The 14432-nt window shown below is 68.8% G+C and carries 10 protein-coding genes; 8 read left to right on the top strand and 2 right to left on the bottom strand.

Features of this window, described 5'->3' with window-relative positions; genetic code table 11:
- The first annotated feature begins 31 nt into the window (after positions 1-31).
- From ACTWQN_RS12330 to ACTWQN_RS12315, 4 genes are all read left to right on the top strand, one after another.
- A complete protein-coding gene (locus ACTWQN_RS12330; RefSeq protein WP_443203552.1) occupies positions 32-787 on the top strand; it encodes a MerR family transcriptional regulator in 756 nt (251 codons plus the stop codon).
- A 181-nt stretch (positions 788-968) separates the two neighbouring features.
- Positions 969-1316, top strand: coding sequence for a cupin domain-containing protein (locus ACTWQN_RS12325; RefSeq protein WP_443203551.1), 348 nt, complete (start codon positions 969-971; stop codon positions 1314-1316).
- A gap of 14 nt (positions 1317-1330) precedes the next feature.
- Positions 1331-2686: an MBL fold metallo-hydrolase gene (locus ACTWQN_RS12320; protein WP_443203777.1), complete on the top strand. Its 1356-nt coding sequence runs from the start codon at positions 1331-1333 to the stop codon at positions 2684-2686.
- Positions 2687-2879: 193 nt separating this feature from the next.
- Complete coding sequence (locus tag ACTWQN_RS12315; RefSeq protein WP_443203550.1) at positions 2880-5195, top strand: LuxR C-terminal-related transcriptional regulator; 2316 nt, start codon at positions 2880-2882, stop codon at positions 5193-5195.
- A 259-nt stretch (positions 5196-5454) separates the two neighbouring features.
- Here ACTWQN_RS12315 and ACTWQN_RS12310 read toward each other — a convergent pair whose 3' ends face one another.
- Positions 5455-5859 carry a hypothetical protein gene (locus ACTWQN_RS12310; RefSeq protein ID WP_443203549.1) on the bottom strand — a complete coding sequence of 135 codons (405 nt, stop codon included), beginning with the start codon at positions 5857-5859 and terminating at the stop codon, positions 5455-5457.
- A gap of 598 nt (positions 5860-6457) precedes the next feature.
- Between ACTWQN_RS12310 and ACTWQN_RS12305 the strand changes: the two genes are divergently transcribed.
- The 3 genes from ACTWQN_RS12305 (at position 6458) to ACTWQN_RS12295 (ending at position 11887) form a co-directional block, all read left to right on the top strand.
- Complete coding sequence (locus tag ACTWQN_RS12305; RefSeq protein WP_443203548.1) at positions 6458-8251, top strand: HEAT repeat domain-containing protein; 1794 nt, start codon at positions 6458-6460, stop codon at positions 8249-8251.
- A gap of 137 nt (positions 8252-8388) precedes the next feature.
- Positions 8389-9612, top strand: coding sequence for an MFS transporter (locus tag ACTWQN_RS12300; protein ID WP_443203547.1), 1224 nt, complete (start codon positions 8389-8391; stop codon positions 9610-9612).
- 283 nt (positions 9613-9895) lie between these two features.
- Complete coding sequence (locus ACTWQN_RS12295) at positions 9896-11887, top strand: PhoX family protein (RefSeq protein ID WP_443203546.1); 1992 nt, start codon at positions 9896-9898, stop codon at positions 11885-11887.
- A gap of 299 nt (positions 11888-12186) precedes the next feature.
- Here ACTWQN_RS12295 and erm read toward each other — a convergent pair whose 3' ends face one another.
- Positions 12187-12924, bottom strand: a complete 738-nt coding sequence (gene erm, locus ACTWQN_RS12290) for a 23S ribosomal RNA methyltransferase Erm (RefSeq protein WP_443203545.1) — start codon at positions 12922-12924, stop codon at positions 12187-12189.
- Positions 12925-13255: 331 nt separating this feature from the next.
- On the opposite strand from erm, the gene ACTWQN_RS12285 reads away from it, so the two are divergent.
- A complete protein-coding gene (locus ACTWQN_RS12285) occupies positions 13256-14086 on the top strand; it encodes a M55 family metallopeptidase (protein WP_443203544.1) in 831 nt (276 codons plus the stop codon).
- The last annotated feature ends 346 nt before the right edge of the window (positions 14087-14432 follow it).

Below are 14432 nucleotides of genomic sequence, written 5' to 3'. Positions count from 1 at the left end.
GTTGGAGGGTCGGTTTCGTGGAGGTGCGGGGATGGGTTACTCGGTTGGTGCGGCGGCTCGGCTTGCCGGGGTGACGGTGCGGACGTTGCACCACTACGACGAGATCGGTCTGCTGGTGCCAAGCGGTCGGACGGCGGCGGGTTATCGCAGCTATTCCGACGCGGATCTCGACCGGCTGCGCCGGATCCTGTTCTACCGGGAGCTCGACCTCTCCCTCGACGACATCGCGAGCATCCTCGCCGAAGGCGACGCCCGAGCGCACCTGAAGCGACAGCACGAACTGCTGCGGACCCGCATCGAGCGGCTGCAGCGGATGCTCGCGGCAGTGGCACGCGAACTGGAGGCGAGCACCGTGGGGATCGACCTGACGCAGGAAGAGAAGTTCGAGCTGTTCGGCGACTTCGATCCGGACGACTACACCGAGGAAGTCGAGCAGCGCTGGGGCGACACGGACGCCTACCGGCAGTCCCAGCAGAAGATGAGCTCCTACACCAAGGAGGACTGGAAGCGGTTCACGGCCTCGCAGGAGGACATCCACCGGCGCTTGGCCGAGGCGAAGCGGGCCGGGGTGGCGCCGGAGCACGAGCAGGCGATGGACCTGGCCGAGCAGCACCGGCAGCACATCACGCGCTGGTGCTACGACTGCGGCTACGAGATGCACCGCTGTCTCGGCGAGATGTACGTCGCGGACGAGCGGTTCACCGCGTTCTACGAGCAGTTGGAGCCGGGGCTCGCGGAGTACGTCCGGGCGGCGATCATCGCCAACGCCGACCGCGCCGCGGCGTAGCGGCCGCGGGTGCGTTGGGGTGCCGCGTCGTCCCAACGCACCCGCAGCTGAGCACGACCCGAAAACCGGTGCGAGCACAGGGGCTCGGGCGTTCTCCGCACGATCCGGGCCCGACTCGTCGCGCTGCCCCACCGCAGCGCTGGCGGGAGAATCGAGCCGAGACCGGCAAGAGGGGGACCCGATGAGCGACACCACGATCATCAAGGTGGACGGCGCGCACTCGCCGCGCGGTTCCCTGGGGCAGTACTACCTCGCCGAAGGCGTGGGCCTGGCGATGCGGCTGTGGCGCGAGGAACCGCCCGGTGTCGACAAACCGGCGGCGGCCCGGGATTACGAGACCGCCGGGTACGTGATCAGCGGCCGCGCGGAGCTGCACAGCGAAGGGCAGACGGTACTGCTGCAACCCGGCGACTCGTGGGTCATCCCCAGGGGCGCCGAGCACCACTACAAGATCCTGGAGACGTTCACCGCCGTGGAGGCCACGCACCCACCGGCCCAGGTCCACGGCCGCGACGAGACGCCCAGCTGACCTGCGGGCACGTGATGGTCGCGGTCGAAGTCGTCGAGACCTCGTCGCTCGGCGACCGCAGCTACCTGGTCACCGACGGCGCGGTGGCGGCCGTCATCGACCCGCAGCGCGACGTCGACCGGGTGTTCGCCGCCGCCGGTCGCCGCGACGTCCGCATCACGCACGTGGTGGAGACGCACATCCACAACGACTACCTCTCCGGCGGTCTGGAGCTGTGTCGGCTCACCGGCGCGGAGTACGGGGTGGCGGCGGCCGACGAGGTGTCCTTCGCGCGGCGCCCGCTGGTGGAAGGCGATGTGCTGGAAGTGTCGCCGCAGCTGCGGTTGCGGGTGCTCGCGACACCCGGGCACACCTTCCACCACCTGTCCTACGTGCTCGAAGGGGACGACGGCGCGGTCGGGGTGTTCACCGGCGGATCGCTGCTGTTCGGCGCGACCGGGCGCACCGATCTGCTCGGGCAGCAGCACAGCGAGGAGCTGGCCCGCCACCAGCACGCCTCGGTCCACAAGCTCGCCGAGGTGCTGCCCGATGGCGCGGAGATCTGGCCGACGCACGGTTTCGGCAGTTTCTGCTCGGCCAGCGCGGTAACGGGCAGTTCCGGGACGGTCGGCCAGCAGAAGAAGGTCAACGCCGCGTTCCGCCTCAGCGAGGACGAATTCGTCGAGCACACCCTCGGCGCGCTCGACCCGTTCCCGACCTACTACGCGCGGATGGGCGCGCGGAACACGACCGGACCGCAGCCGGTGGACCTGCGGGAACCGGCCAGGGTGCAGCCCGCGGAGCTGGCACGACGGCTGCGCGGCGCGGACTGGGTGGTGGATCTGCGGTCCCGCCGCGCCTTCTCACGCGCCCACCTGGCGGGCGCGATCAGCCTCGGACTGGACGGCCCGCTGGCGACCTGGCTCGGCTGGCTGACCGACTGGGGAACGCCGCTGACCCTGCTCGGCGAAACACCGGAGCAGGTCGCCGCGGCGCAGCGCGAGCTGGTGCGCATCGGCATCGACCGGCTGACCGCGGCGGTCGGCCAGCCGCACGAACTCGCCATGGACGCCAGTCTGGTGCGCAGCATGCCGTCGGCGACCTTCGCCGATCTCGCCGAAGCCGGTCCGGGCACCGTCGTGCTGGACGTCCGGATGCGCGGCGAGTGGCGGGCCCGCCACCTCAAGGACGCCGTGCACGTCCCGCTCTTCGAGCTGCGGGACCGGGGCCACGAAATCGGCGACGGAGTCGTGTGGGTGCATTGCAGCGCCGGATACCGGGCCGCCGCGGCGGCTTCGCTGCTGGCGCGCGAAGGCCGCGAGGTCGTGTTCGTCGACGAAGAATTCGACGCCGCGCAGCAGGCCGGACTGCCACTGGTATCCGATCGCTGAGCCGCGCATCGACCAGGCGTCGTCGGATCATTCGGGAACCTCGGTCGCGGCCTGGAAGCTCACGAGCCACAGGCGCCACGCACGTCGATCCGCGCGGCTCGCCGCTTCGCAGCGCAAGATCGAAGACCGGCTCTGCGGCCGCTCGCCGATGACGAATCCGGGCCTACACTCGTGGCGACAAGGTGTTCGGTGAGTGCGGGTGGTCGTAATGGCACCCCGGCGGGTGGGCAGACTCCCCGACGACCTGACGAGTTTCGTTGGCCGCCGCGGAGCGATCACACAGGTCAAACGACTGCTGTCGGCATCCCGGCTGGTGACCTTGACCGGTGTCGCGGGGGTCGGCAAGTCGCGCCTGGCCACGCGCGTCGCCCGTGATCTCCGCCGCGCCTTCCCGGACGGCATCTGGCTGGTGGAGCTGGCCAAGATCCCCGCGCGGGACCAGCTCACCCGCGTGCTGCTGACCACCCTGCGGGTGCGCGACCGACCGGCCCTGTCGCCGGAGGACCTGCTCGCCGAGCAGCTGGCCGACAAGCGGATGCTGATCGTGCTCGACGGCTGCGAGCACCTGCTCGATGAGTGCGGATCGCTGGTCGGCGGGCTGCTGGCAGCCGCACCCGAAGTGCGCGTCCTGGTCACCTCGCGGGCACCGCTGGCCATCGCGGGCGAGCAGGTGTGGCCGGTGCCGCCGATGCTCATGCCCCGGCTGGACCGCACCGGCCGCGTGGTGCAGCGGGCCACCGGCTACGAGGCGCTGGAGTTGTTCGCCGACCGCGCCTCCGCGGTCCTGCCGGGATTCACCGTCGGCCCGGACAACGAGGCCCTGGTGGTGCGGTTGTGCCAGCAGCTCGACGGGCTGCCGCTGGCCATCGAGCTGGCCGCGGTGTGGATGCGGTCGCTTTCGGTGGAGGAGATCCTGGACCGGCTCACCGACCGGTACCGCCTGCTGACCTCGGGCGATCGAAACGCCGTGCCGCACCACCGCTCGCTGCGCGCGGCGATCGAATGGAGCTTCAACCTGTGCTCGCCGACCGAGCGGGCGCTGTGGGCGCGGCTGTCGGTGTTCGCGGGCGGTTTCGAACTGGACGCCGCCGAGGCGGTCTGCGTCGGTGACGGCGTGAGCACCGAGGACGTGTTCGTGGGGGTCGCGGGCCTGGTGGAGAAGTCCGTGCTGACCAAGGAGGACCACCACGACACGCCGACCCGCTACCGGCTGTTGAAGACGATCCAGGAGTACGGGCGGGAGCGGCTGGGCGGCGGCGCGAAGGAGCTGGTGCTGCGGCGACGGCACCGCGATCACTTCCTGCTGCTCGCCGAACACGTCGACGCCGAATGGCTGGGCCCGAACCAGGCGGAGTGGCTGACCCGGCTCCGGCAGGACCGCGCGAACCTGCGGGCCGCCCTGGACTTCTGCCGCACCGAACCCGGCGAAGGGCACGAGGGCCTGCGCATGGCGGCCGCGCTGCGGTTCTACTGGGTGGCTTGCGGGCTGCTGCGCGAGGGCCGCTACTGGCTGGACGAAGCGCTCCAGGTGTCGACTGGAGCGGGCGAGCAGCGGGCGCGCGCACTGGCGGTCAACAGCCTGATCAGCGGTTTTCAAGGCGAAACCGATACGGCGAGCGAGTTGCTGACCGAGGCGCGGGAGGTGGCCGCCCAGGTCCGGGCCCATTCGGTGCTGGCGTCGGTCGCGCACCTCGCCGGGACCATCGCGATGCTGCGCAACGAGCCCGCGCGGGCTGCGGCCTGGTTCACCGAGGCGCTGGAACGGCAGGAAATGCTGCGGCACGACGGATTCGCGCTGCTGAGCCTGCCGAAACTGGCCTTGGTGACGGCCTTCCAGGGCGACTACCAGCGGGCCGTCGAGCTGTGCGAGCAGTGCCAGGAGATCTGCGAGGAGCACGGCGAGCAGTGGGGTCGGTCGTGGGCCGAAATGGTGCTCGGCCTGGCGCGCTGGCGGCAGGGCGACCTCCCGGCCGCGGTGGCGCACCTGCACGAAAGCCTGCGGATCAAGCACCTGTTCAGCGACCTCACCGGGATTCTGATGACGATCGAAGTGGAGTCGTGGGTGGCGGCAGCGCAGCATCGCGCGGACCGGGCCGCCCGGCTGAGCTCGGCCGTCGCCCACCTGTGGAAGCCGCTGGGCAGCTACCTGTTCGGCATCGAGCGCTATTTCACCTGGCACGCGGAGACCGAGGCGCGGATCCGAAACACCTTGCCGACGCCGGAACTTCGCGCCGCGCGGCGGCAGGGCATCGACGACACCGTGGAGGAGCTGATCCGGTTCACCCTTGGCGAAAGCCGACCGGCGCAACCGGCGGACGCCCCGGTGCGGCTCACCCCTCGCGAGCAGGAGGTGGCGCGACTGGTGGCGCAGGGCCTGTCGAACCGGCAGATCGCGGAGCAGCTGGTGATCTCCAAGCGCACTTCGGACAGCCACATCGAGCACATCCTCGCCAAGCTCGGCGTCACCTCCCGCGCCCAAATCGCCGTCTGGATAGCCGAACAGCCCTAGCAGGTACTTCTGCCGTTGTTGATCAGAAGTTCCCGCAGCCAGCCGCGCACGGGCAACTCCTGGAACAGCCAGCCGGGGACATCAACTGCCAGCCGCGAAGCTCCCGGCGCCGTCCTTGTTCTCGGGCGTTGCCCGAGCGTTTGCGCCTTGAAGATCGTGGCGATTTCGCGCGAAATCGGCGTTTCCCGTGCGGAGCGGGCGACGGTTTCGCGCGAAATCGCCCAGCCCTGCCAACCAGCACGCGTTCGAGAGCGGATGGTCAGGCGGTCGGGTGGAGGATTTCGGCTCGGGCGCGGCGAGCGGCTGAAACGACGACCTGCCAGGACGGGACCGGGCGGTGCGCCTGCGGCGGGCTGATCCAGCGCGGGTCGTCCAGCGGGGGCAGCGCCAGCCGACTCCCGGTCGGCACGGCGGTGACGTCCGCGAGCTCGTCCGGCAGGTCAACCCGACCGTCGGGCTGGGTGAGCAGCACCCAGTCGTCGCCGTCGACCAGCGCCGGTCCGGCCTGCAGGTGGATTACCAGCACGTGCTGCACGCGAGCGGCCAGTTTGGCGGGAATGCGCAGCGCGCTGACCCTGCCGCCGATGATCAGAGTGGTCCGGTCGGTCTTCGGATCTTGCTCGATCCACCAACCGTAGGAGCGGTATTCGGAGTTGCTGTTCATGTCAAGTGATCGCGAGCCTTCGAAGGATCGGGGGAAATGGTCTGGGAATTCCGACGTGCTCTTCCGGACGCGACCTTTTTCAAGTCACGAAGAGCGCACCGGGGAACAGGAGGCCAGCGAGGCGGGTGCGGCGGCTCCTGCGCCGCCTTGTCGGACGGGTGGCACCCGCCCCGCTGATGGGAGGGCCGAACAACAGGCAGCTGGGGCAAATGGCTGCTGTCCGGTCGCTGGGTTACCTCCTCCCCTGTTGCGGGATCCGCTGAAAGATCCGGAGGTCGACCCATGGCCACCCCGGCCGGGTGGGCCGCAGTCGAGGCGACGGTGTCGCTGTTCGACCGCCGGGTCTCCCAGGCGGAAGCACTGATTGCGCCGCTTGTCGCAGCGCCACGTCCTAAACCTCCGGACGTGGCGAAAGCATGGACCAAGGTCTCTGGCGACCGAAGCGGGACATGTACCGATGGCCGTACCGATGTGACTGGGGTTTCACCCATTCGGGGGTCCCGACACGCGTGCGGAATCCGGCTCCACAACCGGAAACCGACCGGGAACTCCCTACCCTCTAGCCGATCCCCAAACACCTGAGCGAAAGGAGCGCGTCATGCGCACTGTTTTCATCCACGGCGAAGTGGACCGATTCGAAGCCGCGCGCACCGAGTTGATCGACCGGTTCGACCGCAGCCGACCGGAACTGGGCGCCGGTTGGCTGGTGGAGTACCTGTTGGACGACAAGTTCAGCCGAGATGGCTTGCTGGCCTGTTGGACCGAAGAGGACTTGGCGAGGTTCCTGGTCGAAGTGGTGCCACGTCGCCTGGTGGTGCAGCAGTGGTCGGTGGTTCCGGAGTTCCTGCACCAGTGGCTCGGTTTCCTCGCCGAGGAGGGCCTGCTGATCTCGCCGAATCCGGAGTCGGAGCTGCACGACGCGGTCGAGCGGGCCGTGCCGAACTACCTGGCCGCGATGGCCGAGCCCACCGAGTGGAGCCTGGAGAAGTTCTGGGACACGACGATGCGCGAACTCGTCGTGGACGTCGACGATCCGCAGGCCGTGATCGAGTTCTTCGACTCGGTGGACTCGGGCGAGATCGACTTCGACGGCGACGTCGTCGACGAGATCGAGCGCCGCGACTCGCTGGACACCGCGCCGCAGCCGACGCTCTGGCTGCCGCCCATCGACCTCGACGGGACCGAACCCCACCGGGCGTTGGCGGCGAACTCGCCGATCGTGCATCGGATGCGCACAGTGCTGGACTGGGTCGGCGACGGCCAGGACCCCTCCGATGTGGACAAGCTCGTGGCGGCCCTGGGCAGCGATGCGCAAGAGGCCGACCTGCTGCTGGAGTGGGCCGAGCGGGTGGGCCTGCTGCGGTCGGCCGGAGATCTGCTGGCGCCAACCCTGATCGCGGAATCGCTGCTGGCCGAACCGGAACTGCTGTGGACCCGGCTCTGGCAGCGATTCGTGCTGGTGGACGACGTCTTCCAGGAGCAGTTCGACATCCTGGCCGATGGCGAGGACGCACTGCCGGAGATCGTGCAGTCGGCGTTGAGCCTGCTGTACTCGCGAACCGACGCGGTGCCGCTGGAACTGATCGTCACGACCGCCTGCGATCTCCTCGGGCAGGGCGAGCCGGCCGAGCGGGAGGCGGTGCGCGGCATCGTGCGGCGGATGCTCGCCCAGTGGGAGGCGATGCAGGCGGTCCGCTGCCACGTCACCACCGCGCCGGAAGAGGTCGCGGTGCTGGAAGCGGACGTGCCGGAGGGGATCACCGCAGATCGCACGATGGTGGAGCTGATGCCAGCGGGCCTGTGGGCAGCGCGAGGATCGTTGCGCGCCTTCGGCTTCCAGGTGCCCACTGTGGACGATCTGGCGTCCTGCCCGGCCGAGTTGTTGGCGCTGGTCGCCGCCGACACCCCAGCGGACGTGCAGCAGGTGTTGATCGCGCGGTGGATCGACCGGTTGGGCGCACCGCAGGCCAGCGCGGAACTGGCGGCGCTGCTGCGGCGCGTCGACGACCCGACGATCCGCCTGGCGGCGCTGGGCCTGCTGGAGCACACCGGCGCGGAAGGCGTCTCGGCGGTGGGCCAGCTGATCGAGGACCCGACCGCTGGCCCGGCGGCGCGGATGTGGTTGCAGTCCAGGCCGACGAACACCGAGAACGTGACTCGGCCAGGCGATGAGCTGCTGTTCTCGTTGGACGGCATGGCCGCGGCGCTGGACGAGGACGTCGACCTGTTCCTGACCGAGTTCAGCCGCCAGCAGGCGGCGGACCAGCTCGCCCTGATCCAGGAGATCGCGACGACCGAGCACCGCAGCGCGGGCGAAGTGCTCGCGGTCCTCGCCGAACACCACCCGGAGGAAACCATCGCAACAGCCGCTCAAGCGGCCTTGAATTCGTGAGCCGCTTTTCCGGAGATCATCGTTTTTGCTGGTCGGAGCCTGGCACTCGTGAGCTGACTCATGTCCGTTTGGTCTGCTAACAGAAACTTGTTAGCCTTGCAAACGAACAGTTCCCAGTCAGCAAGGGGTGGCGGCCGATGAGCGCCGGGCACGACGTTCGGTTACTCGACGTTTTCAAGGGACAACCGAAGGCGGTGTGGATCACCGCGTTCGCCGCAGTGATCGCCTTCATGGGCATCGGCCTGGTCGACCCGATCCTGTTGTCGATCGCGGAGGCGCTGCGCGCCGGGCCCGAGCAAGTCACCCTGCTGTTCTCGTCCTACCTGGGCGTGCAGGTCGTGGCGATGCTGGTGACCGGCGCGTTCAGCGCTCGCTTCGGTGCGAAGCGCACCGTGGTCACCGGTCTGGTGCTGATCGTGCTGGCGACCGTGGCGTGCGCGGCCGCCGGTTCGATCGGCCAACTCGTCGCCCTGCGGGCGGTGTGGGGCCTGGGCAACGCCTTCTTCATCGCCACCGCGTTGTCGGTGATCGTCGGTGCCGCCAGCGGCGGTCAGCAGGCCGCCATCCTGCTCTACGAGGCGGCCTTGGGCATCGGGCTGTCCACCGGGCCGCTGCTGGGTGCCCTGCTGGGCAACATCTCCTGGCGCGGACCGTTCGCGGGCACCGCGGCGCTGATGGCGATCGCGCTGATCCTCTCGGCGGGTTTCCTGCCCAAGGACAGCGATCGCAGCGAACGACCCAAGATCCGGCTGCTCGACCCGATCCGCGCGCTCGGCCACGGCGGCCTATTGCGCACCTCGCTCGGCTCCGCCTTCTACACCGCCGCGTTCTTCATCGTGCTCGCCTGGTCGCCGTTCGTCCTCGAATTCGGTGCCATCGCGGTCGGACTGGTGTTCTTCGGCTGGGGACTGTGCGTCGCCGTCGCCGGTGTCACCCTCGCCCCGCGGCTCGCCGCCCGCTTCGGCGAGGTCGGCGGGACCATGATCGCGGTGCTGATCTACGCCGTGCTGCTGGGAATCATGGCGGTCGGCTCCAAGCCGGTGGTGATCGTGGGGGTGATCCTCAGCGGGCTGGCCTCCGGCCTGCTCAACACCCTGTTCACCGGCTCCGCGATGAGCGTCAGCAACGCGCCGCGGCCGGTGGCCAGCGCGGGCTACAACTTCTGCCGCTGGCTGGGCGGGGCGGCTGCGGCCACCCTGGTCGGGCACGTCGCCGATTGGTTCGGCTCGCCGTACGCCCCGTTCGCCGCCGGTGCGGTGCTGTGCGTGATCGCCGCAGGCCTGCTGATCACCGACCTGCGCACCAAGTCCAACAAGCACGAAGTCCCAACCGAAGCCGCCCTGATCGGCGAAGAGTTCTAACCACCGCCCCAACGTTCGGGTGACCCAACGTTCGGGTGAGCAGTGATGGGCACCTTTCGCCAACTTACTTGGTAGAAGGTGCCCTTCACCTCGCCCTCATCGGGCGGTGCCTGCGGTTTCGCCGTTCTCGGGCGCGATCGAACGTCGGAGTTGGAGCTCCGGCTCAGCATGTTCGGTTGTGCAAGCGGTCTTCGAGAATTCGCCGAATTTTCGAAGAGCGTTTGCCACCCGTTGGTGGTGTCATACGCTCCAAGCCGTTTCTAGATCAGCTTGGGAGGTTGCGGTGGCACAGCTGGGCGAACGTCGACTCCTGCCGCTGTTTTCGACCGGTCGGGCACGAGTGACCTGCCGCTACCGCTGCGGCGACCAGTGCGCCGAGCATCCGCCGAACCCCACGGCGAACCCGTATTTCGGCGACCTGCTGCAAAACGTGCTGAACCGACGCGGATTGCTGCGCGCCGGTGCCGTGGTCGCGGCCTCCGCCGCCGTGCTACCGGCGATCGCCGGTCGGCCCGCATCCGCCGCGCCCGGTCGGCCACCGGGCCTCGATTTCACCCCGGTGCAGCCGAACAGCGCGGACGCCGTGGTCGTGCCGGAGGGCTACCAGCAGCAGATCGTGCTGCGCTGGGGCGACCCGATCCTGCCCGGCGCCCCGGAATTCGACTTCGACAACCAGACACCGGAAGCCCAGGAAGGGCAGTTCGGCTACAACAACGACTTCTGCGCGCTGCTGCCGCTGACCGACGACCGGCGGCTGATGGTCAACAACCACGAGTACACCACCGAGGAGTTCCTGTTCCGCGGCTACGACCCGGAAAACCCCACCGAGCAGCAGGTCCGGGTGGCATGGGCGGCGCACGGGCTGTCGGTCGTGGTGCTCGAAACCCACCACGGCGCACCGAAAGCGGTGCTCGACCCGCTGAACCGGCGGATCACGCTGAACACCCCCTTCGAGCTGCGCGGTCCAGCGGCCGGCAGCGATCTGCTGAAAACTCCGGCGGATCCCACCGGCACGCGGGCCTTCGGCACCATGAACAACTGTTCGGGCGGGGTGACCCCGTGGGGCACCATCCTCTCCGGCGAGGAGAACATCCACTTCTACTTCGCGGGCGCCGACCAGGTCACCGACCCGACCACCCAGCAGCGGCTGGCCCGCTACGGGATCGCGGGCAGCGCCAGCGAACGGAAGTGGGAGCGCTTCGACTCCCGCTGGGACCTCAGCCAGCAGGTCAACGAGCCGAACCGCTTCGGCTGGATCATCGAACTCGACCCGTACGACCCGACATCAACACCGGTGAAGCACACCGCGCTCGGCCGCTTCAAGCACGAAGGCGCCAACATCCGGGTCGCCGACGACGGCCGGGTGGTGGCCTACCTGGGCGATGACGAGAAGTTCGAATACATCTACCGGTTCGTCTCCGACGAGAAGATGAAGCCCGGCAGCAGCAGGCACGCCCGGCGGCACAACATGTCGCTGCTGGACTCCGGCACGCTCTACGTCGCCCGGTTCACCGGCGACAGCCCGGCCAGCGAGTTCGACGGTTCCGGCAAGCTGCCCTCGGACGGCGAATTCGACGGTGTCGGCGAGTGGCTCCCGTTGGCGCACAACGACACCAGCTTCGTGCCCGGGATGAGCGCCGAAGAAGTCTACATCTTCACCCGCCTCGCGGCCGACCAGGTCGCGGCGACCAAGATGGACCGCCCGGAGGACATCCAGCCCCACCCGATCACCGGCCGCGTCTACTGCGCCCTGACGAACAACTCCGACCGCGGCCCGGACGGCAAGGCCGCCGCGGACGAGGTGAACCCGCGCAACAGCAACAAGCACGGCCAGGTCCTGGAACTCGACGACGACCCGACGGGCACCCGGTTCAGCTGGCGCCTGCTGCTGGTCTGCGGCGACCCGAACGACCCGAGCACCTACTTCGCCGGATTCGACAAATCGCAGGTCAGCCCGATCACCTGCCCCGACAACGTGGCGTTCGACCGGCACGGCAACCTGTGGATCAGCACGGACTCGGCAGAAGCCCTGGGCGCCAACGACGGCCTCTACGCGCTGCCCCTGGAAGGCCCGGAGCGCGGTCACGTGATGCAGTTCCTCAGCGTCCCGCGAGGCGCCGAGGCCTGCGGGCCGATCATCGAAGACAACCTGGTCCTGGTCTCCGCCCAACATCCCGGCGAGGTCGACGGGGCCGACGCGGACAACCCGATCTCCCACTGGCCGGATGGCGGAACCTCCCAACCCCGCCCATCCGTCATCGCCGTCTGGCGCTGAATTCCCCGGTGCCGGTGCCTTCGCCCGACTGCGCGAAGGCACCGGCACCACCGTTGCAGCGTCATCCACCAAGACGCCGATCGCAGACGCGGTTGTCCACCAAGAGGCACCAAGCGATTTCACCTCGTCCGCGAAGCCGCTGACCGACTCATCAACGGCAGCCTCACCATCGCCGCTCTGGCACCGAAGCTTGCCCACCGCGCCAACGCAGCTACGAACACCACACCGAACGCACCTGGGGAAACAAAGGTCGGTTCGCTCCGGCCCGGTTTCGCGCTCACGACCGCGTCGGGTGGGTGTCAGGTGGTTTCGGCGTAGAGGTGGGCCCAGGCTTCGGCGGCGAGGTTCTTCGGCAGCGCGGGGAGGTTCGGCACGCGGCGGCCGGTCAGGTTTCGCACGATCTCGGCCAAATCCCGACCACGGCCGGTGAAAACGGCCTCGACGAACCGCTGGTAGCGCGGCAGCTCGTCGGCGGGCACCAGCGGCTGCGGGCGACGCCGCACTTCCAGCACGCCACCGTCGACGGCTGGCACCGGACGAAACGATCGGGCGGAAACCCGGCCGCCGAGCCGGAACTCGTACCACGGCGCCCACTGGGCGTTCAGCATCGTGCCGCCACCAGCGCGTTTCCGGGCGACATCCCACTGCACCAGCAGCACGGCCTGGGACCATCCCGGCGCGTCCAGCAACCGACGGGTCATCGCCGTCGTGATGCCGAACGGCAGGTTGCCCACCACCGCGTGCGGCGCGGCGGGAAACCGGAATTCGAGCATGTCGCACCGGATCACGCGAACCTGGGGACAGCTGTCGCGGAGTTCGGCCGCCCAGCACCGGTCGATTTCCACCGCCGTGATCGACCGTCCGGTGTGGACGAGTTCGCGAGTGATGGCCCCGCGCCCGGCGCCGAGTTCGACGATCGGCACCGGGGACGGATCGAGCAAGTCGACCAGGCGGCGGGCGGCGCCGCGGTCGATCAGAAAGTTCTGGCCGAGTTCACGGCGCGCACGATCGCGCGCCGACGGACGGCGAGTAGCCATGGTGAGTGCTCCTGCGTTCGCGAACCAGTCGGAACCGGGCCTCGCGAGCGCAGGTCAGCGTGCAATCACCGCATGACGAACCGCGCGTCGGGGAATTCGAGAGCCCGGACGCGGAAGGCGACGCGGCATCAAACCCGGCGCCGCCTAGGCGGAACGCAACCGAGCGAGCGCGGCAGCAGCGAAACAATCAGCCATGCCGACCAAGCTAACAACTGCCACCTATCGGCCGAAACCGATTTTTCCGGCCCCCGGCGCCGACCGTTGCCGCCGGGGCCATCGACCGTGAAACGATCTGCATCGCGCATCGACCAGCCAACTCCGGAGCGTGCACATGCGGGTCTACTTCAGCGTTGACATGGAAGGCATCACCGGTCTCGTCGACTCCCACGACGTCCAACCTGACGGGCGGGATTACGAACACGGCAGGCTGATGATGGCCGAAGACGTCAACGCGGCGATTCGCGGCGCGCTCGCCGCCGGTGCCACCGGGATCACCGTCAACGACGCGCACGGTCCGATGCGAAACCTGCGTTCCGACCTGCTGCACCCCGTGGCCCGGTTGATCCGCGGCAAGCCCAAGAGCATGGGCATGCTCGAAGGACTCGACGACACCTACGACGCGGCGATCTGCATCGGCTACCACTCCCGCGCTGGGACTTCGGGCGTGCTCAGCCACAGCTTCATGGGCCACGAGATCGAAGACCTCTGGCTCGATGACCGCCCCGTCGGCGAGATCGGGCTCACCCAGGCCACCGCCGCCGCACTGGGTGTTCCGGTGGTGCTGCTTTCCGGCGACGACACCGCATGCGCGGAGATGACCGCCTGGGACTCGGCCGTGCAGACCGTGCCGGTGAAGTACGCGCGCGGCCGCTTCGCGGCGGAGCTGCGGCCGGTCGCCGAAGCTCGCGACGCCATCGAAGCGGCGGTCAACGCAACCCTGAGCGGAGCACTCCCGACCGGACTTCCCGCGACGGGCCCGACAACGCTCGCCGTGCGCTGGCAGTCCGCCGCCGTGGCCGCCACGCTGCTGGACCTTCCCGGCGTCACCGCCCGCGATGATCGCACCGTCGAGATCAGCGGCCCGCTGCCGGATGTCTACCGGCAGTTCCGCGTCTGGATGACGGTAGCCACCGCGCTCACCAACCAACCGCCGTACTGCTGAAGACCTCTCAGTGGGCGGGATCTTGAGTGCCTGCATTGGGCCGACCGCCTCGGGTGGGAACGGCGATTTCGCGCGAAATCGCCGGGCTCCTCCAACGCAGGACGAGTTCGAGGACAGGGTCTGAGAACCCGCGGCATGCCAGTTGCTTTGGCGGGTTGAGCGGCTGCCGCGCCAAAACCGAGATCACAAACAACGGCACTTCAAGCGGTTTCGTAGTCGGTCAACTACTTGGCGTTCGTCAATTTCGGTTGTCCAGAGGCGGTTTCGGCAACTCTGCGTCATGTGTTTGACCTTTGTTCACCTCCGCGTTCAGGAACTATCGCCTGATCGCCCTAACGTCCGGGTG

The organism is Saccharopolyspora antiqui (genome assembly GCF_052246905.1).
In the GTDB taxonomy this organism is placed as follows: domain Bacteria; phylum Actinomycetota; class Actinomycetes; order Mycobacteriales; family Pseudonocardiaceae; genus Saccharopolyspora.
Note: the sequence above shows the minus strand (reverse complement) of the source record. Positions and strands in the feature narration are given on the sequence as shown.